20 protein-coding genes are annotated in these 22,256 nt (G+C 69.1%); 5 read left to right on the forward strand and 15 right to left on the reverse strand.

What is annotated here, in order from left to right:
* Both ACFXQA_RS12170 and ACFXQA_RS12175 read right to left on the reverse strand, forming a co-directional pair.
* Positions 1-714 carry a lysophospholipid acyltransferase family protein gene (locus tag ACFXQA_RS12170; protein WP_394520104.1) on the reverse strand — a complete coding sequence of 238 codons (714 nt, stop codon included), beginning with the start codon at positions 712-714 and terminating at the stop codon, positions 1-3.
* A gap of 2 nt (positions 715-716) precedes the next feature.
* Positions 717-1,652, reverse strand: coding sequence for an ROK family glucokinase (locus tag ACFXQA_RS12175; RefSeq protein WP_394520105.1), 936 nt, complete (start codon positions 1,650-1,652; stop codon positions 717-719).
* Positions 1,653-1,785: 133 nt separating this feature from the next.
* Between ACFXQA_RS12175 and ACFXQA_RS12180 the strand changes: the two genes are divergently transcribed.
* Positions 1,786-3,612: an AMP-dependent synthetase/ligase gene (locus ACFXQA_RS12180; RefSeq protein WP_394520106.1), complete on the forward strand. Its 1,827-nt coding sequence runs from the start codon at positions 1,786-1,788 to the stop codon at positions 3,610-3,612.
* 28 nt (positions 3,613-3,640) lie between these two features.
* Here the strand turns inward: ACFXQA_RS12180 and ACFXQA_RS12185 are convergent, their stop codons facing one another.
* Genes ACFXQA_RS12185 through ACFXQA_RS12195 form a run of 3 tightly spaced genes read right to left on the reverse strand, consistent with a single transcriptional unit; the run spans position 3,641 to position 9,332 of the window.
* Positions 3,641-4,132, reverse strand: a complete 492-nt coding sequence (locus ACFXQA_RS12185) for a peptide deformylase (protein WP_394520107.1) — start codon at positions 4,130-4,132, stop codon at positions 3,641-3,643.
* A 2-nt stretch (positions 4,133-4,134) separates the two neighbouring features.
* Entirely contained in the window at positions 4,135-5,877 is a 1,743-nt protein-coding gene (locus tag ACFXQA_RS12190; RefSeq protein WP_394520108.1) for a MinD/ParA family ATP-binding protein, read from the reverse strand.
* 47 nt (positions 5,878-5,924) lie between these two features.
* Positions 5,925-9,332: a pyruvate carboxylase gene (locus ACFXQA_RS12195; RefSeq protein ID WP_394520109.1), complete on the reverse strand. Its 3,408-nt coding sequence runs from the start codon at positions 9,330-9,332 to the stop codon at positions 5,925-5,927.
* Positions 9,333-9,406: 74 nt separating this feature from the next.
* Here ACFXQA_RS12195 and ACFXQA_RS12200 point away from each other — a divergent pair, with 74 nt between their 5' ends.
* A complete protein-coding gene (locus ACFXQA_RS12200) occupies positions 9,407-10,216 on the forward strand; it encodes a ParA family protein (RefSeq protein ID WP_394520110.1) in 810 nt (269 codons plus the stop codon).
* 156 nt (positions 10,217-10,372) lie between these two features.
* Here ACFXQA_RS12200 and ACFXQA_RS12205 read toward each other — a convergent pair whose 3' ends face one another.
* From ACFXQA_RS12205 to ACFXQA_RS12215, 3 genes are all read right to left on the reverse strand, one after another.
* Positions 10,373-10,918, reverse strand: a complete 546-nt coding sequence (locus tag ACFXQA_RS12205) for a MerR family transcriptional regulator (protein WP_394520111.1) — start codon at positions 10,916-10,918, stop codon at positions 10,373-10,375.
* Between the two features lie 111 nt (positions 10,919-11,029).
* On the reverse strand, positions 11,030-11,719 hold the full coding sequence (gene ftsR / locus ACFXQA_RS12210) for a transcriptional regulator FtsR (protein WP_394520112.1): 690 nt from the start codon (positions 11,717-11,719) through the stop codon (positions 11,030-11,032).
* On the reverse strand, positions 11,719-12,219 hold the full coding sequence (locus ACFXQA_RS12215) for an FHA domain-containing protein (protein WP_394520113.1): 501 nt from the start codon (positions 12,217-12,219) through the stop codon (positions 11,719-11,721). The genes ftsR and ACFXQA_RS12215 overlap by 1 nt, the downstream gene beginning before the upstream one ends.
* Before the next feature lie 82 nt (positions 12,220-12,301).
* Between ACFXQA_RS12215 and ACFXQA_RS12220 the strand changes: the two genes are divergently transcribed.
* Positions 12,302-12,970 (forward strand): copper resistance CopC family protein, encoded by a 669-nt coding sequence (locus tag ACFXQA_RS12220; protein ID WP_394520114.1) that lies wholly within the window; start codon positions 12,302-12,304, stop codon positions 12,968-12,970.
* Between the two features lie 9 nt (positions 12,971-12,979).
* Positions 12,980-14,377 carry a dihydrolipoyl dehydrogenase gene (lpdA, locus tag ACFXQA_RS12225; protein ID WP_394520115.1) on the forward strand — a complete coding sequence of 466 codons (1,398 nt, stop codon included), beginning with the start codon at positions 12,980-12,982 and terminating at the stop codon, positions 14,375-14,377.
* 152 nt (positions 14,378-14,529) lie between these two features.
* Here lpdA and ACFXQA_RS12230 read toward each other — a convergent pair whose 3' ends face one another.
* Together ACFXQA_RS12230 and ACFXQA_RS12235 are read right to left on the reverse strand one after the other, a co-directional pair.
* A complete protein-coding gene (locus ACFXQA_RS12230) occupies positions 14,530-15,165 on the reverse strand; it encodes a CYTH domain-containing protein (RefSeq protein ID WP_394520116.1) in 636 nt (211 codons plus the stop codon).
* Entirely contained in the window at positions 15,162-15,389 is a 228-nt protein-coding gene (locus tag ACFXQA_RS12235; RefSeq protein ID WP_394520117.1) for a response regulator, read from the reverse strand. The genes ACFXQA_RS12230 and ACFXQA_RS12235 overlap by 4 nt, the downstream gene beginning before the upstream one ends.
* A 77-nt stretch (positions 15,390-15,466) precedes the next feature.
* Here ACFXQA_RS12235 and glgP point away from each other — a divergent pair, with 77 nt between their 5' ends.
* Entirely contained in the window at positions 15,467-18,013 is a 2,547-nt protein-coding gene (glgP, locus tag ACFXQA_RS12240) for an alpha-glucan family phosphorylase (protein ID WP_394520118.1), read from the forward strand.
* Between the two features lie 21 nt (positions 18,014-18,034).
* Here the strand turns inward: glgP and ACFXQA_RS12245 are convergent, their stop codons facing one another.
* The 5 genes from ACFXQA_RS12245 to ACFXQA_RS12265 are packed head-to-tail and all read right to left on the reverse strand — an operon-like array spanning position 18,035 to position 22,255.
* Positions 18,035-18,745, reverse strand: a complete 711-nt coding sequence (locus ACFXQA_RS12245) for an NAD(P)H-hydrate epimerase (protein ID WP_394520119.1) — start codon at positions 18,743-18,745, stop codon at positions 18,035-18,037.
* Between the two features lie 51 nt (positions 18,746-18,796).
* Complete coding sequence (locus ACFXQA_RS12250; protein ID WP_394520120.1) at positions 18,797-20,386, reverse strand: cellulase family glycosylhydrolase; 1,590 nt, start codon at positions 20,384-20,386, stop codon at positions 18,797-18,799.
* Between the two features lie 20 nt (positions 20,387-20,406).
* A complete protein-coding gene (locus tag ACFXQA_RS12255; RefSeq protein WP_394520121.1) occupies positions 20,407-21,405 on the reverse strand; it encodes a YhjD/YihY/BrkB family envelope integrity protein in 999 nt (332 codons plus the stop codon).
* Positions 21,406-21,461: 56 nt separating this feature from the next.
* Positions 21,462-21,959, reverse strand: coding sequence for a prepilin peptidase (locus ACFXQA_RS12260; protein ID WP_394520122.1), 498 nt, complete (start codon positions 21,957-21,959; stop codon positions 21,462-21,464).
* Positions 21,956-22,255, reverse strand: a complete 300-nt coding sequence (locus ACFXQA_RS12265; RefSeq protein ID WP_394520123.1) for a DUF1905 domain-containing protein — start codon at positions 22,253-22,255, stop codon at positions 21,956-21,958. The genes ACFXQA_RS12260 and ACFXQA_RS12265 overlap by 4 nt, the downstream gene beginning before the upstream one ends.
* Position 22,256: the final 1 nt, after the last annotated feature.

The following is a 22,256-nucleotide window of genomic DNA, read 5'->3' on the forward strand; positions in this document are numbered from 1 at the left end:
CTAGCGAGCCGAGACGGGCGGGGCCGCGGCCTGTGCGGCGGCGATCCGGTCTTTCACGGTCGACGCGTAGACGTCTTCGTATTCCTGCTCGCCGAGGCGCTGAAGCGCGACCATGATCTCGTCGGTCACCGAGCGCAGGATGTATCTGTCGCCCTCCATACCGGCGAACCGCGAGAAGTCGAGCGGCTCGCCGATGACGATGCCCACGCGACCGATGCGAGGAATGCGCTGACCGATGGGCTGGATCGTGTCGGTGTCGACCATCACGACCGGAACCACGGGAACCCTCGCCTCGAGCGCCATGCGCGCGAGGCCGGTGCGTCCCCGGTACAGCTTTCCGCTCGGGCTGCGGGTGCCCTCGGGGTAGATGCCGAGGAGGTCGCCGCGACCGAGCACCGCGAGTCCGGTGTTCAGAGACGCCTCCGACGCTTTTCCGCCGGAACGGTCGATAGGGATCTGCCCTGTCGCCTTGAAGAAGATGCGGGTCGCCCAGCCCTTGATGCCCTTACCGGTGAAGTAGTCGCTCTTCGCGAGGAAGGCCATCGGCCGGTCGATCATGAGCGGCAGGAAGATCGAGTCGGCGAACGACAGATGGTTGCTCGCGAGGATCGCCGGACCGTCGGTGGGGATGTTGCGACGACCCACGATCCACGGCCGGAAGATCGCTTTCAGGACGGGCCCGATCACGATGTACTTCATGAGCCAGTAGAACATCGTCAGCGGTCCCTTCCGGCGAGGTCGGCGACCCCGATGAGCCCGGCGTCGTTACCGAGGCGCGCGATGGTGAAGTCGGCCACCGGCCGGTCGCCGAAGCCGGGGAGCGACGTCTCGTAGGCGAGGCGCACCGGCGTCAGAAGATCGTCGCCGAGCTGGGCGACTCCCCCGCCGATGACGAACAGCTCGGGGTCGAGCACGGCTTGGAACCCGCCGCAGGCCTCGCCGAGTGCCGTGGCGACCCGCCGCAACGCCTCGACGGCGCCGGGGTCTCCGGCGAGGACGAGCCGGGAGATCGCCGGCCCTTCGATCGTGCCCCGCTCGTCGCGGAGGGCGGCGAGCCCGGCACCGATGGCGTCGTCGTCGGCGATCGCCAGTGCCTCGCGCTGCAGGGCGCGTCCGGAGGCGTATTGCTCCAAGCATCCGCTCTGGCCGCATCCGCACGGCAGCCCGCCGCGGATGAAGCGCATGTGACCGAGTTCGGCGGCGATGCCGTTGCCGCCGCGGTAGAGATTGCCCTCGGCGACGATGGCGCCGCCGACGCCCGTACCCATCGTGAGCATCACCATGTCGGAGACACCGCGACCCGCGCCGAAGCGGAATTCGCCCCAGCCCGCCGCGTTCGCGTCGTTCTCGATGGTGACGGGGGCCGCGAGTCGAGCTTCGAGACGCGCACGCAGCGGCTCGTCGCGCCAGTTGATGTTCGGGGCGTAGATGACCGACCGACGGGCGCGGTCGATGAATCCGGCGGCGGCCACGCCGATGCCGGTGACGCGGTGCGCACGTCGCAGGTGGGTGGCCATGTCGACGACCGCGTCGAGCAGAGCCTCGGCATCGACCGGTGTGTCGACCCGCAGCTTCTCGATGACGCGACCCTCGGCGTCGACGACGCCACCGGCGATCTTGGTTCCGCCGATGTCGATTCCGACGTTGAGCACCTCGTTGTCCCTTCCGGCCGACGCCCGCGCGACGGCCTGTGAAGTCTAGCCAAGGCGCGCGGCCTCCGAACGTTGCCGAGAGGCCACCGGATAGACTCCAATCGTCCACCCGACCGGTACCGAAGGAGTTGCCGTGATCCAGTTCGATGTTCCTCCCGTCGTCCCCGCAGACCCGCAGGCCAATGTGAGCGATCTGCTGGTCGACCGCGTTGCTGCGAGCCCCGACCGTCCCCTCTTCGCCGTCCCCGACGGCACCGGGTGGCGCGACATCTCCGCCGCGGAATTCCACCGCCAAGTTATCGCCCTGGCCAAGGGCTTCGCCGCGGTCGGCATCCAACCCGGCGACAAGGTGGGCTTCCTCGCCCGAACCACCTACGACTGGACCCTGGTCGATTTCGCCCTGTTCTTCGCCGGTGCCGTGATGGTGCCCGTGTACGAGACCAGCTCTGCCGCGCAGGTGCAGTGGATCCTGTCCGACTCCGGTGCGATCGCCTGCATCGTGGAGTCCCCGGAGCATTCCTCGCGTGTCGACGAGGTGCGCGGTGAGCTGCCGCTGTTGCGCGACGTGTGGTCGATGCACGGCGGCGACCTCGACGACCTCGTCGCACAGGGGTCTTCGGTCGACGACGCCGAGATCGAGCGTCGACGCAATCTCGCGGTCGGCAGCGACATCGCGACCCTCATCTACACCTCCGGGTCGACCGGTCGACCCAAAGGCTGCGTGCTCACCCACAGCAACTTCGTCGAACTGTCGCGCAACTCCGGCAAGGCACTGCGCGAGGTCGTCGACGTCCCCGGGGCATCGACGCTCCTCTTCATCACCACGGCACACGTGTTCGCGCGCTTCATCTCGATACTGAACGTGCATGCCGGTGTGAAGACGGGTCACCAGCCCGATACGAAGCAGCTCCTCCCGGCGCTCGGCTCGTTCAAACCCACGTATCTCCTCGCCGTGCCACGGGTGTTCGAGAAGGTCTACAACTCCGCGGAGCAGAAAGCCGAGGCCGGTGGCAAGGGGAAGATCTTCCGCACCGCCGCAGCGGCAGCCGTCGAGCACTCACGGCTGCTCCAGGACGGCAAGCGCATTCCGTTGGGATTGAAGATCAAGTTCGCCCTGTTCGACAAGCTCGTCTACAGCAAGCTCCGCGAGGCGATGGGCGGCAGGGTCGTCTACGCGGTCAGCGGCTCGGCCCCCCTCGGTCCGCGGCTCGGTCACTTCTTCCACAGCCTCGGCGTGGTGATCCTCGAGGGGTACGGCCTGACCGAGACGACAGCCCCCGCGACGGTCAACCTCGCCACGCGCTCGAAGATCGGCACCGTGGGGCCCGCGCTCCCGGGCGTCGGTGTGCGGCTCTCGGACGACGGCGAGATCCAGGTGCGCGGGGTCAACGTGTTCAAGGAGTACTGGCGCAACCCCGAGGCCACCGCTGAGGCGTTCGACGGCGACTGGTTCCGCACCGGCGACATCGGTGCCTTCGACGATGAGGGGTTCCTGACCATCACCGGCCGCAAGAAAGAGATCATCGTCACCGCGGGCGGCAAGAATGTCGCGCCGGCCGTTCTCGAGGATCCGATCCGTGCGAACCCCATCGTCGGCCAGGTCGTGGTCGTCGGCGATCAGAAACCGTTCATCTCGGCCCTGGTCACCCTCGACCCCGAGATGCTGCCCGCGTGGCTGCGCAACAACGGTCTCCCCGCCGAGCTCTCGTTGACGGATGCTGCGAAGAACCCGGCGGTCCACGCCGAAGTGCAGCGCGCCATCGACGCCGCGAACGCGAACGTCTCTCGCGCCGAGTCGATCCGGAAGTTCGCGATCCTCTCCACGGAGTGGACCGAGGCGAGCGGCCACCTGACGCCGAAGCTCAGCATCAAGCGCAACGTCATCGTCACCGACTTCGCCGACGAGATCGAAGATCTCTACACGGTGCCGGTATCGACGACGAACATCTCCCTGGGCTGACGCGAGGCATCCGCCGCCGCCGAGACCGTCAGAACCAGTCGGACTCGCGGATCTCCCGCATCGCCTGCCGGCGCGTTTCCGCCGGCAGGCGCGAGAGGAACAGCATCCCGTCGAGGTGATCGGTCTCGTGCTGGAGCGCCTGCGCCATCAGCCCCTCCCCCTCGAGAACCAGTTCGGCGCCGTCCAGGTCGAGCCCCGTCACCTTGGCGTACGGGTGGCGGAGTGCCTCGTGCCAGATACCGGGGATCGACAGGCAGCCCTCGCCGACGAGTTCGGGTTCGCCCCGCGTCTCGACGAGCACCGGGTTCAGGATGTACCCGATGACCCCGTCGACGTTGTAGCTGAAGGCGCGCAGCCCGACACCGATCTGCGGGGCGGCGACCCCCGCGCGTCCGGGGGCCTCCACGCTGTCGACGAGGTCGCGTACGAGAGCGCGCACGCCGTCGTCGATGTCGCCGATGGGCGCGCTCGGTGCACGCAGTACGGGGTCGCCGAAGAGGCGGATGGGGCGGACGGGCATGCTCAGGCGGCCTCGGGGGCGGCGCGGAGCCCGGCGATGACGGCCGCGGCGAGCTCGCGTGCGGCCTTCAGCGTGGCCGGCTGCAGATCGCGGAAAACGATCGCGCTCCCGGTGCCGATGGCGGTGTCGTAGGGAACCCGGACCACCGAGCGCACGCGCGTACGGAAGTGCGCCTCGAGTTCGCTCTCGCGCACCAACGGCGCACCGGGGCGGGCGTTGTTGAGCACGACCACGGCCTCCCGCGCCTGACGGGCGTACCCGTTGGTCTCGAGCCAGGTGAGGGTCTCGGAGGCCAGACGAGCCTCGTCGACGCTGAGGCCGGCCACGATCACGAGCTGGTCGGCCAGGTCGAGCGTCGCGCCCATCACCGAGTGCACGATACCGGTGCCCGTGTCGGTGAGAACGAGCGAGTAGTAGTGCGCGGCGAGAACCGCCACGTCACGGTAGTCGCGGTCGTTGAACGCCTCCGACACGCGCGGGTCGGCATCGGACGAGAGCACGTCGAGTCGGGTCTCGTCTCGAGCGACGATCGCCGAGATGTCGCCGTACCCGGTGACGTCGTCGCGCGCGCGAACCAGGTCTCGCACGGTGCGCGAACTCGTCCGCGAGATGCGGTCGGCGAGGGTACCGCGGTCGGGGTTGGCGTCGACGGCGATCACGCGGTCGTCGCGCGCATCGGCGAGCGCCATCCCGAGGAGCGCGGTGACGGTCGTCTTGCCGACGCCGCCCTTGCGCGACAGCACCGGGACGAACCGCGCTCCGCCCGAGAGGGGCGCGGCGATCCGGCGGTCGAGCTCTTTCCGCGCGCGCGCCTTCGGACCGTCGCCGAGGTTGATGCGATGACCCGAGACCGAGTAGACGAGCTGCTGCCAGAGACCCTCGGGTTCGGGGCGGGTCAGCTGCGCGGGGTCGAGCAGGCGGTCGGACGTCAGGAGGTCGGGGCTTTCGCGGCCGGCGTCGAACTCGCCGAGGCGCTTCGACGCGAGCACGAGTTCGGGCTCGCGGGTCGTCACGCGTTCCGCGGCATGGTCGCGTTCGATGCGCTGGTGCGCCCCGGTGTGGTGCGCCTCCCGGCGCGTCGTCGGTACGGAGTTCGTGACCGGGGCGACGGGGGGCACCGAAACGTTCGAGGCGGGAGACGTAACGGGCGCGGTCTCTGTCGACTCCGCGATACTGCCGGGCTCGGCCGTCGCTTCGTCGGGTGCGTCGACCGCGGGTGCATCCATTGCGGGTGCATCGACGACGGGCGTCTCGACCTCGGTCGACGGCTCGGACGCGGCGTCCGCGGCGACGCTGGACTCGGCCTCGGGCCCCTCGACGACGACCGGCTGGTCGTCAGCGTGATGGCCGTGGTCCACCGCTTCTACGTCCACCGCGTCGTCGAGCGGCGCTGGGCTGAAGAACACCGACCTGGACGACTCGGATGCGTCGGACTCGACCTCATCGGAGGCCTCGTCGTTCACCTCTTCCGCGTCGTGGACGTCGTCGACACCGTCGGACACCGCCATCGGCAGGTCTTCGAGGATGACGTCGGCGGTCGGGATCTGGTCGATCTCGATCTCGTCTCCGATGACGTCGTCGTCATCGTCGAGGTCGTCGTCAGAGGTGAGCGGGAGGCTCACGCGCAACTGCGCGGTCGCTGTTCCGAGAATGCCGATGCCGGCGGAATCGAGGCTGCCAGCGTCGGAGAGAACGCCGTGTTCGGCGTCTTCCGGCGGGTTCTCGTCGTGTCGATCGGGCGTCACTGCGGGTCTCCAAACGGGGATAGGGCGCGAGCGCCCATCCCCTCAGGTTACTGCGCGGGGCGGATGACGACCAAAAGGTCGCCAGCGTCGACCTGCTGAGTGGCACCGATCGCGAGCCGTTCGATCACTCCACCGACGGGTGCGGTGATGGCCGCCTCCATCTTCATCGCCTCGATCGATGCGACGGGCTGTCCGGCTTCGACCTTGTCTCCGACGGCGATCTTCACGGTCACGACACCCGAGAACGGCGCCGCGACCTGGCCCGGCTTCGAGGTGTCGGCCTTCTCGACCTGCCGCGCGTCGACCGAGATCGACTTGTCGCGGACGAACACCGGCCGCAACTGACCGTTCAACGTGGTCATGACCGTGCGCATGCCCTTGTCGTCGGCCTCGCCGATCGCTTCGAGCCCCACGAACAGCTGCACGCCCTTCTCGATCTCGACCACGTGCTCGGCCCCCGGAACGAGTCCGTAGAGGTAGTCGGCCGTGTCGAGCACGCTGAGGTCGCCGTACGCGTCGCGCAGCTCGCGGAAGGTGCGCGACGGACCGGGGAACAGCAGTGCGTTGAGCGCGCCGCGCCGGTCGTCCGATGAGCCGCCGAGTGCGCGGGACTGCTCCGGCTTCAGCGGTGTGACGCCGATCTTGACGTCGCGGCCCGCGAGCACCTTGGTGCGGAACGGTTCGGGCCAGCCCCCCGGCAGATCGCCGAGCTCGCCGGCCATGAATCCGACCACCGAATCGGGCACGTCGTACTTCTCGGGGTGCGCCTCGAAGTCGCGGGGGTCGGCCCGGACGGCCGCGAGGTGCAGCGCCAGGTCGCCGACCACCTTCGACGACGGCGTGACCTTGGGCACGCGGCCGAGAATGCGGTTCGCCGCGGCGTACATGTCTTCGATCAGTTCGAAGTCGTCGGCGAGCCCGAGCGCGATGGCCTGCTGGCGGAGGTTCGACAGCTGCCCGCCGGGGATCTCGTGGCGGTAGACCCGACCGGTGGGCCCCGGAAGGCCCGACTCGAACGGGCGATAGAGGTGGCGCACCGCTTCCCAGTACGGCTCGAGGTCGGACACCGCGCCCAGATCGAGGCCGGTGTCTCGCTCGGTGTGGGCCATCGCGGCCACGAGAGCCGAGAGGGAGGGTTGGCTGGTGGTGCCCGAGAGGGGCGCGGCCGCCGCGTCCACAGCATCCGCCCCCGCAGCCGAGGCGGCGAGCAGGGTCGCGAGCTGGCCCCCGGCGGTGTCGTGCGTGTGCACGTGGACGGGCAGATCGAAACGTTCGCGCAGCGCCGAGACCAGGCGCGATGCGGCGGCCGGGCGCAGGAGCCCCGCCATGTCCTTCACCGCGAGCACGTGCGCGCCGGCATCGACGATCTGCTCGGCCAGCCGCAGGTAGTAGTCGAGCGTGTACAGCTCTTCTGCGGGGTCGAGCAGGTCGCCGGTGTAACAGACCGCCACCTCGGCGACCGCCGTGCCCGATGCGAGGACGGCATCGATGGCGGGGCGCATCTGCGAGACGTCGTTCAGCGCGTCGAAGATGCGGAAGATGTCGACCCCGGATGCTGCCGCCTCGGCCACGAACGCATCGGTGACCTCGGTCGGGTAGGGCGTGTAGCCGACGGTGTTCCGCCCGCGCAGCAGCATCTGCAGCGCGATGTTCGGCAGTGCGGTGCGGAGCGCGTCGAGCCGCTCCCACGGGTCTTCACCGAGGAAGCGCAGCGCGACGTCGTACGTCGCGCCGCCCCACGCCTCGACCGAGAGCAGCTGAGGGGTCATCCGGGCGACGTAGGGCGCGACGGTGGCGAGGTCGCGGGTGCGCACACGCGTGGCGAGCAGCGACTGGTGGGCATCGCGGAACGTCGTGTCGGTGACGGCCAGCGCCGTCTGCTCGCGCAGGGCACGAGCGAACCCCGCCGGGCCGAGCTCCTGCAGCCGCTGCCGCGATCCGGCGGGTGGCGGCGTCGTCAGGTCGAGGGTCGGCAGCTTCGCTCGCGGTTCGACGGTCAGCGGGTTCTCGCCGTTCGGCCGGTTCACCGTCGCGTCGACGAGCCAGTTCAGCATCTTCGTGCCGCGGTCTTTCGACTCCCGCCCGCGCAGCAGGTCGGGGCGCTCTTCGATGAAGGCGGTGCTGACGTCGCCGGCGACGAACGCCGGGTCATCGAGAACCGCCTGAAGGAAGGGGATGTTGGTGGAGACGCCACGGATGCGGAACTCCGCCAGTGCGCGTCTGGCACGGGCCACAGCCGCCGGGAAGTCGCGACCCCGGCAGGTGAGTTTGGCGAGCATCGAATCGAAATGCGGGCTGACCTGAGAGCCGGCGGCGGTCGTGCCGCCGTCGAGACGGATGCCTGCTCCCCCGGGCGACCGGTAGGTCGTGATCTTGCCCGTGTCAGGGCGGAAGCCCTGGGTGGGGTCCTCCGTCGTGATGCGGCACTGGAGGGCCGCACCGCGCAGGCGGATCTCGCCCTGGCTGAGACCGAGTTCGCCGAGCGTCTGACCCGCCGCGATGCGCATCTGCGACTGCACGAGGTCGACGTCGGTGACTTCTTCTGTCACGGTGTGCTCGACCTGGATGCGGGGGTTCATCTCGATGAAGACGACCTCGCCCGCCCGAGGGCCGGCCGTCTCGAGCAGGAACTCGACGGTGCCCGCGTTCTGGTAGCCGATCGATCGGGCGAAGGCCACGGCATAGCGGTGCAGGTCGTTGCGGACGCCGTCGTCGAGGTTCGGCGCCGGCGCGATCTCGATCACCTTCTGGTGACGTCGCTGCACCGAGCAGTCCCGCTCGAACAGGTGAACGGTCTCGCCCGCCTGATCTGCGAGGATCTGCACTTCGATGTGACGCGGGCGCTGCACGGCCTGCTCGAGGAACATGCGCGCGTCACCGAATGCGCTCTGCGCCTCGCGCATGGCCTCGGCCAGAGCGGGGGCGAGCTCGGCCGCATCCGCCACGCGACGCATTCCCCGCCCGCCGCCACCGGCCACGGCCTTCGCGAACAGGGGGAAGCCGATCTCGTCGGCCTGAGCCACGAGAACGTCGATGTCGTCGGATGCAGCGGTGGACCGCAGCACGGGGACACCCGCAGCGACGGCGTGCTCTTTCGCGGTGACCTTGTTGCCCGCCATCTCGAGCACGGCAGCCGGAGGACCGATGAACGTGATGCCGGATGCGGCGGCCTGCTCGGCGAGTTCGGGATTCTCGGAGAGAAAGCCGTAGCCGGGGTAGATCGCGTCGGCGCCGGCTTCTTTCGCGACGCGGATGATCTCGGCGACGTCGAGGTAAGCGCGCACGGGGTGACCGCGTTCGCCGATGAGGTATGCCTCGTCGGCCTTCAGCCGGTGAAGCGAACTGCGGTCCTCATAGGGGAACACCGCGACGGTCCGCGCACCCACTTCGTAGGCCGCACGGAACGCGCGGATCGCTATCTCTCCGCGATTGGCGACGAGGATCTTCCGGAACATGCGCACCTCACTGAGCGGCCGACGGAACGAGGCAAAGTGTGTTCACAGCCTAGGGGAAGGTAACGTAAGGGATCGTGCATGTTCTCTCGGTCAGCTCGCTCAAAGGCGGGGTCGGCAAGACCACCGTGACGCTCGGGCTGGCTTCCGCGGCGTTCGCTCGTGGAGTCCGGACCCTCGTCGTCGACCTCGACCCCCAGTCGGATGTCTCCACCGGCATGGATATCCAGGTCGCGGGGCGCCTCAACGTCGCCGACGTCTTGGCGAATCCGCGCGAGAAGGTAGTCCGTCAGGCGATCACCTCTTCGGGGTGGGCCAAGGTGCACCCCGGCACGATCGATGTCCTCATCGGCAGCCCGTCGGCCATCAACTTCGACGGCCCGCACCCGAGCGTGCGCGACGTCTGGAAGCTCGAAGAGGCACTCGCGACCATCGAGGCGGATTACGACCTCGTGCTCATCGACTGCGCCCCCTCGCTCAACGCGCTGACCCGCACGGCCTGGGCCGCGAGTGACCGCGTCATCGTCGTCACCGAACCCGGGCTGTTCTCCGTCGCTGCGGCCGACCGTGCGCTTCGAGCGATCGAGGAGATTCGCCGAGGCCTCTCCCCCCGCCTCCAGCCGTTGGGCGTCGTCGTCAACCGCGTGCGCCCGCAGTCGATCGAGCATCAGTTCCGCATCAAAGAACTGCGCGACATGTTCGGTCCGCTGGTCCTCAACCCTCAGCTTCCCGAGCGCACGTCGCTGCAGCAGGCTCAAGGCGCTGCGAAGCCGTTGCACGTCTGGCCCGGCGACTCGGCTCAGGAGCTCGCCGCCGACTTCGACGCACTGCTCGATCGCATCATGCGCACCGGGCGCATCCCCGTCCCCGGCGACGCCAAAGCGTAGAGGCCACGGCCCGCGGGCCCTTCGACAAGCTCAGGGATCACTCGTTTCCGGAGCCGGGTCAGCGTCGGCGACGCTGGCATCGAGACTGGCGGGAGGCGCCGGCCGCAGGCCGACGCCGGGGGCATGCGTCGCCGACGCTGACCCGGCGAAGCGTCGTCAGGCCGTGCGCTTCGTGCGGCGTGCAGCGAGCTCGTCGACCGCATCGATCGCGGTGGCGTCGAAGTCGACGAGAGTGGTCTCGACCTCGCGCAGCACCTTGCCGACGGCGATTCCGAAGACGCCCTGGCCGCGGCTGACGAGGTCGATGACCTCATCGTTCGACGTGCACAGGTAGACCGAGGCCCCGTCGCTCATCAGCGTCGTTCCCGCGAGATCGCGGATGCCGGATGCTCGCAACTGGTCGACCGCTGTGCGGATCTGCTGCAGCGAGATTCCGGTGTCGAGGAGGCGCTTGACGAGTTTCAAGACGAGGATGTCGCGAAATCCGTAGAGGCGCTGCGACCCTGAGCCGCTCGCCCCGCGAACGGTCGGTTCGACGAGTTCGGTGCGCGCCCAGTAGTCGAGCTGACGGTACGTGATCCCGGCGGCACGAGCGGCCACCGCACCGCGGTAGCCCACCTCGTCGTCCATCTCGGGAAGACCGTCGGTGAAGAGGAGGTCTTCGGCGAACCGAGGTTCCCCGACAGCTTTGCCAGCATCCATGCCGTCGTGCCTCCTCACCATGTGATTTCTCCCCACGCTAGAACAGCCCTGCGCCTCGGGCAATGACATCCACTCGGGGCGCTCCGGCGTGTCGCAAAGGTCACGAGAACATCACGGCAGCAGACGCTCGACAGCCCCGCGGACGAAGATCGCCCGCACCTCGTCGAGCCGCTTCGCGAGCTCTGGTGCGAGCTCGTTCGCTCTCGCACGCGACGCCGCGTCGGTGCGGCGGAGAAGCGCCGAGAGCGCCGACTCGATGAGCGCTGCTTCGCGCTCCGCGCTCTGGCGCAGCGAACGCATGTGGCGCGGTTCGATTCCGTGGCGGTCGAGGGCGACCAGTGCCCGCAGCAGGGTGACGGTCTGCTCGGTGTACGAATCGGACCCCACGATGACACCCGTCGAGATCGCGTCGTTCAGCAGCTGGGTAGCCGCTCCGGCGGCCGAGAGCAGCTCGTCGCGGCGGTACCGGCGCGGGGCCGGCACGATCGACGGCACCGACGAGGGGGAGGCCGGTTCGCGGCCGGCGTCGACGTCGGCCAGATACTCGCGGATGACCGACAGCGGAAGGTAATGGTCGCGCTGCAGCGTCAACGCGAGTCGCAGCCGCTCGAGGTCGGCCGATGAGAACTTGCGGTACCCCGACTCGGTACGCGTGGGCGTGACGATGCCCTGCACTTCGAGAAAGCGCAGCTTGCTCGACGTCAGGGCCGGGAAATCCGGTGTGAGGCGGGCGAGAACCTGGCCGATGCTGAGGAGACCCGCGGTCGCCGTGGACCGGCCACGGGCGGATGCGGCCGGCATCAGGCGTCGGCCGCCCGCTGCAGGTCGGCGGGCGAAACGAAGAAGTTGAGGCGGAACTTGCCGATCCGCACCTCGGCGCCGTTCACCAGCGCGGAGCGATCGACACGCTCGCCGTTGACGTACGTGCCGTTCAGCGAACGCTGGTCGACGATGTCGAACCGTGTCGCGTCGCGGGTGATCTCGGAGTGGCGGCGCGAGACGGTCACGTCGTCGAAGAAGATGTCGGCCTCGGGGTGACGGCCCACGGTCGTCACGTCGGTGTCGAGAAGGTAGCGGGCACCCGCAGCCGGACCGGAACGGACGATCAGCAGAGCCGCGCGCGAGGGCAGCGAACCGATCGCCTCGAGTTCGGCCTCGCTCAGATCAGCACCGAAGGGAATGAACGACAGGTCGGAATCGTGTCCGAACGTCTGCGTCATGTCGTGCGCGGGCCGCTCGGAAGCGTTCTCGTCTGAGCCGCGGCGCACGTCCTCCGGCTCGGGTCGACGGGTCTCGTCCACAGCTCCTCCTTCGCTCCCCAAACCTTATCGGATGACAGTAGTGCGCCGAGACCCGCGAGAACCGCCCGGATACGCTGGAGGGGTGACTTCTCTGCTTTCCCACACCCGCCGCCGGGCCCCCTGGGTGCTGGCCGCCGGCCTGTTGACCCTCTTCGCCGTTTTCGCCCCCGTCTCGGCGGTTTCTGCGCATGATCAGCTGGTTTCGACGGACCCCTCGGCTGATGCCGTCCTCGATGCCCTCCCGTCCGAGATCACTCTCGGCTTCAGCGCTGAGCTGCTCGGCGACGGTGGCGCGAATGTCGTCGAGGTGACGGATGCTGCGGGCACGGCACTCGCCGACGGCCCGGCGGTCGTCGACGGAACCTTCGTGACGCAGGCCCTGACGGGCGCAGCATCCGGCCCCATCACGGTTCTCTGGCGTGTCGTCTCGAGTGACGGTCACCCCATCTCGGGCGAATTCGCGTTCACCGTGGAGGGGGCGGCGGTTCCGACCCCCGAGCCGACCGAAACGACACCGTCGGCGAGCCCCGAGCCCACGATGACGACCATGACGACGCCCGCCGAGACGCCGGAGCCGTCGGCGACGGCCGCCCCCGGCTCCGACGCCTCCGCAGCCGGCCCGCTGCCGTGGGTCGTCGGTGCGATCGTTCTCGTGGCCGTGATCGCGGTCGTCCTGTACCTGCTCGTGATCCGCCCGCGCAGCCGCAGCGGCAGCGCCTCGGCAGGCTCCGGCACCAGCACCGACGACTAGGCTGGAACCATGCCTCATTACGACGTCGTCATCCTCGGCGCCGGCCCCGGCGGGTATGTTGCGGCCGTCCGCAGCGCCCAGCTCGGTCTGTCGGTCGCAGTCATCGAAGAGAAGTACTGGGGCGGTGTCTGCCTCAATGTCGGCTGCATCCCCTCGAAGGCTCTCATCCGCAACGCCAACCTGGCGCACACCTTCCACTCGCAGGCCGATCTGTTCGGCATCTCCGGTGACGTCTCGTTCGATTACGGCGTCGCGTGGGACCGCAGCCGCAAGGTGGCCGAGACGCACGTCAAGGGCATCCACTACTTGATGAAGAAGAACAAGGTCACCGAGTACGACGGCCGTGGCACTTTCGCCGATGCGAACACCATCGACGTGGCCAAGACCGACGGGTCGACCGAGCGGGTCACCTTCGACAATGCGATCATCTCGACCGGCTCGACGGTGCGTCTGCTTCCGGGCGTGACGCTGAGCAAGAACGTCGTGACGTACGAGGAGCAGATCCTCAACCGCGACCTCCCCGAGTCGATGGTCGTCGTCGGCGCCGGTGCGATCGGCATGGAGTTCGCCTACGTCTTGACGAACTACGGCGTCAAGGTCACGATCATCGAGTTCCTCGACCGTGCGCTTCCGAACGAAGACATCGAGATCTCGAAGGAGATCCTGAAGCAGTACAAGAAGCTCGGCGTCGAGATCCTCACCTCGACCAAGGTCGAGACCGTGGTCGACTCGGGCGACAAGGTCACCGTCACGTACACCGCGAAAGACGGTGCGCAGGGCTCGATCGAGGCCGACCGCGTGCTCATGTCGATCGGGTTCGCCGCGCGCGTCGAGGGCTACGGCCTCGAGTCAACCGGCGTAGAACTCACCGAGCGTGGCGCCATCGCCATCGACGACTACATGCGCACCAACGTGCCGCACATCTTCGCGATCGGTGACGTCACCGCGAAGCTGCAGCTCGCGCACGTCGCCGAAGCCCAGGGCATCGTCGCGGCCGAGACGATCGGCAAGGCCGAGACGCAGACGCTGGGCGACTACCGCATGATGCCGCGCGCGACGTTCTGCTCTCCGCAGGTTGCGAGCTTCGGTCTGACCGAGCAGCAGGCGCGCGACGCGGGCCACGACGTGAAGGTCGCCAAGTTCCCGTTCTCGGCGAACGGCAAGGCGAACGGTCTGGGCGAGCCGATCGGCTTCGTCAAGCTGATCGCCGACGCGGAGCACCTCGAGCTCCTCGGCGGCCACCTCATCGGCCCCGACGTCTCAGAACTGCTCCCCGAGCTCACGCTCGCGCAGAAGTGGGACCTGACCGCTCTCGAGGCGGCACGCAACGTGCACACCCACCCGACCCTGTCGGAAGCAGTGCAGGAAGCGTTCCACGGTCTTGCGGGACACATGATCAATATCTGACACTGGACACACCACGACGCCGCCCCAACGAAGCCGGGGGCGGCGTCGCGGTGTTTCCGGGTGTCGGTCTTCGGACGCTTCGACAGGCTCGGCGACCGAGGTCAGTGAGCACCGGTCCCTGACCTCGTCGAAGGGTCCGGTGCGTTACCGGGTCAGTGGCCCAGCACGCGGCCCAGCTTCGACTCGGATGCCGCGGGCCGACCGCCGACAGCCGCCACCGCCGCGTCGACCGCGGCGAAGAAGGCTTCGCGGTCCGCTTCACTCGTGGGCGCCGCGGGGCCGAGCTCGACCTCCCACTCGCGCCACGAGGTCTCGGCACCCGTGCGCTCGGCGCGACCGCGCACGCGGTCGTCGACGAACTCAGCGACCTCGCCGCCGTCGGTGTCGAGCAGGGCGTATGCCGTGCGCGTGTTGCGAATGCGCGCCAGCGGGGTGAACGGGGGTCGCGCCCACTCGGCCACGGCTTCTTCGATCGCGGCCGGCACCGCGGACTCTTCGCCCGCGTCCAACGGCCATCCCCATTCGGAGCGACCCTCGGCGGCGGAGGCCTTGACGTGCCAGCCCGCGTCGGGCCCGCCCTCGCGGCGACGGACCGCGACGCGCGCACGCGCCAGATCGAGCTCCGCGGAGTCGAAGTATCGTGCGTCGAGCTCGCGGAGTTCCGGGGAACCGACCCGCGTGACGCCGGGCAGAGCCGACCAGTCGGGTAACTCCGTGTCGGCGACGACGTCGTACTTACGCTCGACCTCGATGGAACGGGTGGGTTCGGACGAGGCCGGAGCGGTCAATCGTCGCGTCCGTCTTCGTTCGGGTTGATGTCCTGGGTCGCTTCGTCGTAGGTGAAGACGGCCTCGGTGGGGCCATCGGACTCCCCCGTGTTCGCGAGGTCACCGCTGCGGCGGTAGACCAGTTGTCCTTCGCCGTAGGGAACGATCATCGAGTCATCGACGTCGTCTTCGAGGGGAATCACCTGGCCGTCGAGCGGCCCGCCAGTCAATCGTGCAAGTGCCATGACGCCAGCGTAGTCCGAAGCATCCGCCCGCTGATCAGGCCTCGTGGGGTTCGGGGCGATCCCCTACAATCGCTCGCGTGAAGGCTCTCCGCACGTTTACCGTTCGTCCCGTCCTCTCACCGGCCCTCGCGCCGCTCGACCGGCTGGCCACCAACTGGCGGTGGTCGTGGAGCCGTGCGACCGCCTCGCTGTTCGCCACCATGGACCCCGACCTCTGGGTTCGCGTCGAGGAGAACCCTTCGCGCTTGCTGGGCACGATCGGTCAGTCCCGACTCGACGAGCTCGCGGCCGACGAAGAGTTCGTGTCGCGCGTTCGAGCTGAAGACGAGAGACTCCAGACCTACCTGACGGGCGACCGGTGGTTCCAGGGACTCCCCGAGCCGAAGCCCGCGCACATCGCCTATTTCTCGCCCGAGTTCGGCGTCGACGGTTCTCTGCCGCAGTACTCGGGCGGTCTCGGGATCCTCGCCGGCGACCACCTCAAGAGCGCCTCCGACCTCGGCGTTCCGCTCACCGGTGTCGGACTCTTCTACCGCGCCGGATACTTCCGTCAGTCGATCGGCGACGACGGGTGGCAGCGTGAGAGCTATCCGGTGCTCGACCCGTACGGCCTCGGCCTGCGGCCCCTGCAGGAGCCGGACGGCTCACCCGTCGAGATCTCGCTGGCGCTGCCCGCCGGTCGCACGCTCTTCGCCCGCATCTGGGTCGCCGACATCGGACGCATCCCGCTGCTGCTTCTGGATGCGGAGACACCGTCGAATACCGAAGACCTCCGCCGTGTGACCGACCGGCTCTACGGCGGCGGCGGCGAGCACCGCCTGCATCAGGAACTGCTCCTCGGGATCGGTGGGGTTCGCGCCGTGCGCGCCTGGAGCCGACTCTCGGGTCGCCCGACCCCCGACGTGTACCACACGAACGAGGGCCACGCCGGGTTCCAGGGCCTCGAACGCATGTCGGAACTGGTCACGCGGAAGGGCCTCTCCTTCGATGTCGCCCTCGCCCAGGTGCGGGCCTCCACGGTCTTCACCACCCACACGCCCGTTCCGGCCGGCATCGACCGTTTCTCCCGCGCGCTCGTCGCCGACTACCTCTCGGGTGACCTGCTGGTCGGTCTCGACGGCGCCCGTGCCCTGGCCCTCGGACTCGAGGACTACGAGGGCGGCGACCCCGAGGTGTTCAACATGGCTGTGCTGGGGCTGCACCTCGGGCAGCATGCCAACGGTGTCTCGCTTCTTCACGGGAAGGTGAGCCGTGGGATGTTCGGCGCCCTGTGGCCCGGCATCGACACGGACGAGGTTCCGATCGCCTCCATCACGAACGGTGTGCACGCTCCGACCTGGGTGCACCCGGCGCTGAAGGCGCTCAGCGAGAGGGGCTTCGGCGATGCACTGACCGCTGACCACGATTGGCGCGACAGCCACGCGGTCACCGACGGCGCGCTCTGGGGCGTGCGCGCCGAGATGAAGCAGGAGCTCGTCGCCGAAGCACGGCGGCGGTTGAGCGCGGCGGCCTCGTCTTCGACGGCCTCGTGGACGGCGAGCGTTCTCGACGCCGAGGTTCTCACCATCGGCTTCGCGCGCCGTGTGCCGACCTACAAGCGCCTGACGCTGATGCTTCGCGACCCCGAGCGTCTCACCCGCCTGCTGACAGACCCCGAGCGGCCCATCCAGATCGTCATCGGCGGCAAGTCGCACCCCGCCGACGACTCGGGCAAGACGCTGATCCAGCAGCTGGTGCGATTCAGCCGCGACCCGCGCGTTCGAGAGCGCATCGTGTTCCTCCCCGACTACGACATCACCCTCGCGAAAACCCTCTACCCGGGCTGCGACGTGTGGCTCAACACCCCCGTGCGTCCGCTCGAGGCGAGCGGCACCTCGGGCATGAAGGCTGCGCTCAACGGCGCCCTGAACCTGTCGATCCTGGACGGCTGGTGGGATGAGTGGTACGACGGCCAGAACGGGTGGGCGATCCCGACAGCCGACACCGCGGCCAACGACGATGAGCGCGACGACGCGGAAGCATCCGCTCTGTACGACCTCATCGAACACCAGCTCGTGCCCATGTACTACGAGCGCGAGGGCGGGATTCCGCTCGGATGGCTCGAGCGCGTGCGTCACACGATGACCGATCTCGGTCAGAAGGCCACGAGTGACCGCATGGTGCGCGACTACGTTCTGCGCCTGTACGCTCCGGCCGCAGAGAACGACCGGGCGCTGAGCGCCGACGGTTTCGCGGGAGCGGCTGAGCTCGCGGGCTTCATCGCGCGGGTGCGCCAGGCATGGCCGCACGTAGGCGTGCGCGCGGTCGACGCGACGGCGATCTCGGCACAGGCGCGCGCGGGCGACCGTCTCACGGTGCGGGCGAATGTCGACCTCGCGGGGCTTTCGTCCGACGACGTCGCCGTGCAGCTCATCTCGGGAGCCATCGACGGCGAGGGACGACTCGGCGCGGACCGCCGAGTCGTCGTCCTCGCGGCCGTGGGCGAGGCCGACGGGGCGACGGTGTTCGAAGGAGACCTCGACCTCGACGCGACCGGACCGTTCGGGTACGCGGTGCGTGTCGTGCCGCAGCATCCTCGGCTGGTCTCCGCCGTCGAACTCGGTCTCGTCGCGGTGGCCGTCTGACGCGGGGGCTCGATCGCGCCGTCAGGTGCGGACCCGGGCAGGGATGCTCACGGCTGCGACGGGACCCGTGACCGCGGGGTGCACGCGGGCAAGACCCGGCCCGAGGCCCAGGTCGACGACCCGCACCTCCCCCGCCAGTTCCGGACCGCGACCGCGCACGAGACCGGCCTTCACCGCTCCGAAGGTGACCGTGATGTCTGCGGGAAGAACCGCCGCGTCTGCGGAGCCGTGGTCGGGGTGGAGCCCGCTGGGCACGTCGACCGCGATGACGGCGGTGCGGGAGCCCTTCAGGGCGACGAGCAGTGTCTCGACGACAGCGCGTCCGACACCCCGCAACCGGGAGTCGGCGGCCGCGCCGATGCCGAGGATGCCGTCGATCACGAGGGCGTAGGTATCGGGTCGCGAGCTGACATCGGCCGCGTTGCGGATCGTCGCGCCCGCGGCGATGGCCGCCGCAAGCGCCGCGCGGTGCACGCGATCCGACGTCAGCACCACGTCGACGGGCGCGAGAGCGGCCACACCGGCCACCGCGTAGAGCGCATCACCGCCGTTGTCGCCGGCGCCGGCGAGCACGAGAACCGTTCCCGGATGCTGTACCAGCTGTGCGCGGATCACCTCGGCCAACGCCGCGGCCGCCTCTTGCATGAGGGGAGCCCCGGCCTCGAGCAGCGGGGCTTCGGCCGCGCGCACGGCGGAGGCGGTGTAGGCGCCCATGACCTGAATGGTGCTCATCTCGTCAACTTAGCCGAACGCCCTCGACGGGAACGGACCTTGCTGTTCGCGTCAGGAGGAGCTAACGGTCAGCGACGGAGCGGACGGCGCCCGCGACGCCGCCACCTGCAGCCCGACGCGGAGGATCTGGCCGGATTGCGGCGCCGCCGCCCATCCGGACCCGGTGCAGGTGATGACGGTGCCCTTCAGGGTGCAGGCCATCCCCCACGCGTTGACGATCGACGTCGCACCCGGCGATGACCAGCTGACCGTCCAGCTCTTGCGCGCGGTCTCGGCCGTCAGCACGATGTCGGCGACGTACCCCTCGCCCCACGCGCTCTGCAACGTCCACGCGGCGGTGATCCCCGCCCCGGTGGGTGGAGCCGGGGTCGCCGTCGGCTTGGGTGTCGCGGTCGGCTTCGGGGTCGCGGTCGGCTTCGGGGTCGCCGTCGGCTTCGGGGTCGCCGTCGGCTTCGGGGTCGCGGTCGGCTTCGGGGTCGGGACGACGGCGGGCCTCAAGAGCGGCGCGAGAGCCGTCAGTTTGGCCGTCTGCGGAGTGCGCCAATCGTCTTGCACGAGGCCGCCGGTGTCACCGCTGTTGGGGTTGAACGACCAGTAGGCGAAGCTGATGCCTTTCTTGCCGAGATACCCCACGAGTGTCTGGAGCCAGGCTTTGTCACTGGCTGTCTCGAGCTGGGTGCCGAACTCGCCGAGCAGCACGGGGGCGATGCCCTTCGTCACGAGGAAGCCCCAGTTCTTCTCCCACACGGCCTCGAGATTCGACGGGTAGCCCGCCGCACCGAACCACGTCTGGGCGTACACGCTCGCGGGATAGTCGTGCGGCGAGTACACGACGCGGTTCGCAACAGCCAGTGTCACCGGCGACGCCGCCGCACCGGCGAGGCCGCCGCCCCACCAGGTCGACGCGCCGCCGGGCTGGCGTTCGACTCCTTCGACGATGATCAACAGTTTCGGGTTGACCGCCAGAACGGCATTGCCGGCGCGCGTCGCCGCCGCCCGCCAGTCGGTCGCGGGGTCGCCGCAGGCCCAGCACGCGTTGCCGTGCGGTTCGTTGTGCAGATCGACGCCGACGACGGCCGGCTCGTTCTTGTAGCGGGCCGCGAGCATCTTCCAGTCGTCGATCCAGCGCTTCTCGGAGTACGCGCCGGTGTACCAGAGCTCGGACTGCGCGTCGGAGCCCGGCCGGTGCCGGTCGAGGATGACGTCGAGCCCGAGGGTCTTCGCCCGGGCGATCACCGTGTCCATGAGCTGCAGGGGGCTGAGCGAGACGAGCCCGGGGTTCGCCTGCGGGTCGATCGAGGTGCTCGATCGTGCCGCGAGACACTCGTTGGAGAAGGGCAGCCGGATGGTGTTGAAACCCATCTCGGCGATCCGACGCAGACCGTCGTCGAGCGGAATCGTCCACAGCCCGTGCGGCGCGCAGTTCGACGTCTCCATGCCGAACCACGACACCGCACGAATGGTGTGCGTCGCCCCCGACGCGGTGACGATACGCGCGCCCTCGGTGTGCAGCCAGCCCGAGCCCGTCGCAGCGCGGGCGGTGGTCGGTGCCGCGACCACGCCCGCCGACATCACGAAGGCCGCCGCGAGCGCCACGGCCGCCCAGCGCCTACCGAATCCTGATGAACGAACACCGATCATGGCGCCTCCTCGCGGTCATGCTATCCCTGCCGCTCCTTCGTTTCGGCGTCGCGGGCGGCAGAGAGTTCGGATGCTGCGGCCTGCACCGCTCGCTCTGCCTGGTGCACGCGGAACTGCACCAGGGTCGACGCGCCGTGCTTGGCGCGCACACGGTCTTCGTCTTCTTCCATCCCGGTGACGATGTAGGCCGAAGCGATGAGGATCACCTGGCTCGACAGGTTGAGCCACAGCAGGAGCGCGATCAAGGAGGTGAATGCACCCAGCAGCGGATTGGAGCCTGCCCCGCCGATGAAGAGACCCGAGAGCTGCTGGAGCACGGTCAGGCCCACTCCGCCGAAGAGGGCGCCGCTCCACAGCGTGCGGGGCCGCGCGCGAACGCCGGAGAGCGCCGCGAACAGCGCGGCGACGACGGCGGTGTCGAGGGCGAGCACCACGACGACCGAGACGAGCCAGGCGAGGAACCCCGTCCACCCGTCGTCGAGCGAGATGCCGAACCACCCGCGGATGAGGTCGAGCCCCGCGGTCGCGAGGAACGTGGCGACCGCCGCTGCGGCGAGCGCGCCGCCGAAACCGATCGCCAGCAAGAGGTTCCGCAGCAGCACCCAGACGATGAGGGTGTCGTCGGTCGTCTGCGCGGCGATCTGCCGGAGGGCTGCGCGGAGTGTTCCGATGGCGCCGATCGCGGCACCGATGAGTCCGATGAAGGAGATGATCCCCGCGATGTTGAAGTCGCGTGGCTCGATCTTGGTGACGTCGATGAGGCCCTCTTCGCCCACCAGCCCGGGGATCACCGAGTCGACGGACCGAGCGAGCGCGGCCAGCGCCTCGGGGTTGCCCGCGAGCCAGACCCCGGCGATCGAGAAGCCGAGGAAGACCCCGGCGAAGAGGCTGAACAGCGTGCGATACGTGACGCTGTCGGCGAGGACCGGGCCGCGGGATCCGACGTAGAGCAGGTAGGCGCGCACCGGTCGGCGAGCGAGTGCCCACGCCGTGGCACGAGAGATCACGGTATCGGTCATCCGGTCAGGTTATCGCCGCGGCAGCCACCGATCCGGGGCTTGACGCAGCGGCAAGCTCAGACGAGTCGCCGAACGAGCTCGCCCATGATCACGGCCCATGCGCCGAGCAGCATCCACGGCCCGAAGGCCAACCCGCTGGTCACCCGCGCCCGCCGCGCGAGAACGAGCACGACGGCGAACAATCCGCCGAAGACGAAGCCCGCGAGCGTGCCCGTCAGCACCGCCTCCCCTCCGAGATAGCCGAGGAACGCACCGATGACTCCGGCCAGTTTGACGTCTCCGCCGCCCATGGCGCCGGGGCGCAGCATCCGCAGCGCCAGGTAGAACACGAACATCGCGACGGCACCTCCGATCACGACGAGAAGACGGCCGGGTTCACCCCGGAGAACCGCTGCGGCGGTGAGCAGGACGGCGGCGACCGGGTAGGCCGGGAGCACGAGCCGATCTGGCAGGCGGTGCGTCCGCACGTCGATCACCGTCAACACGACGCTCAAGGCAGCGAAGGCGGAGTAGGCGGTGATCTCCACGGCGACAGCGACGGCGGCTGCGCTCATGCGGTGGCGATCTCGAGCCTGACGGCGAGCGGGCCACCCTCGTGCAGGCTCTCGGCCTCGCGAACGGCGCGTTTGAGCGGAAGCGAGTAGCGCCCGTCGCCGCCAGGGAAGATCGACGTTCTCCAGGTCGACGACCCGACCGTCGCCTGCACGCGTACGGCGCCGAAACCGCGCCGCAGGGGGCCCTGCAGCTCGCGGATCTCGCCGCTCAGATCTTCGGGGACCGCGGCGAAGAACCAGTCGGTGTCGGCGCGCGCCGCCCACCGGTACATCTCGGTCTCGAACTCGACGATCATG

The sequence above is a fragment of the Microbacterium shimangi genome, assembly GCF_043556445.1.
Classification (GTDB): Bacteria; Actinomycetota; Actinomycetes; order Actinomycetales; family Microbacteriaceae; genus Microbacterium.

Bases quoted from the DNA above. Each gene is read 5' to 3' on its own strand.
- ACFXQA_RS12235 (WP_394520117.1), bottom strand. From the start codon at position 15,389: ATGGCACTTGCACGATTGACTGGCGGGCCGCTCGACGGCCAGGTGATT.
- ACFXQA_RS12205 (WP_394520111.1), bottom strand. From the start codon at position 10,918: ATGGATGCTGGCAAAGCTGTCGGGGAACCTCGGTTCGCCGAAGACCTC.
- ACFXQA_RS12260 (WP_394520122.1), bottom strand. From the start codon at position 21,959: ATGAGCGCAGCCGCCGTCGCTGTCGCCGTGGAGATCACCGCCTACTCC.
- ACFXQA_RS12195 (WP_394520109.1), bottom strand. From the start codon at position 9,332: ATGTTCCGGAAGATCCTCGTCGCCAATCGCGGAGAGATAGCGATCCGC.
- ACFXQA_RS12265 (WP_394520123.1), bottom strand. From the start codon at position 22,255: ATGATCGTCGAGTTCGAGACCGAGATGTACCGGTGGGCGGCGCGCGCC.
- ACFXQA_RS12170 (WP_394520104.1), bottom strand. From the start codon at position 714: ATGTTCTACTGGCTCATGAAGTACATCGTGATCGGGCCCGTCCTGAAA.
- lpdA (WP_394520115.1), top strand. From the start codon at position 12,980: ATGCCTCATTACGACGTCGTCATCCTCGGCGCCGGCCCCGGCGGGTAT.
- ACFXQA_RS12255 (WP_394520121.1), bottom strand. From the start codon at position 21,405: ATGACCGATACCGTGATCTCTCGTGCCACGGCGTGGGCACTCGCTCGC.
- ACFXQA_RS12250 (WP_394520120.1), bottom strand. From the start codon at position 20,386: ATGATCGGTGTTCGTTCATCAGGATTCGGTAGGCGCTGGGCGGCCGTG.
- ACFXQA_RS12245 (WP_394520119.1), bottom strand. From the start codon at position 18,745: ATGAGCACCATTCAGGTCATGGGCGCCTACACCGCCTCCGCCGTGCGC.
- ftsR (WP_394520112.1), bottom strand. From the start codon at position 11,719: ATGCCGGCCGCATCCGCCCGTGGCCGGTCCACGGCGACCGCGGGTCTC.
- ACFXQA_RS12185 (WP_394520107.1), bottom strand. From the start codon at position 4,132: ATGCCCGTCCGCCCCATCCGCCTCTTCGGCGACCCCGTACTGCGTGCA.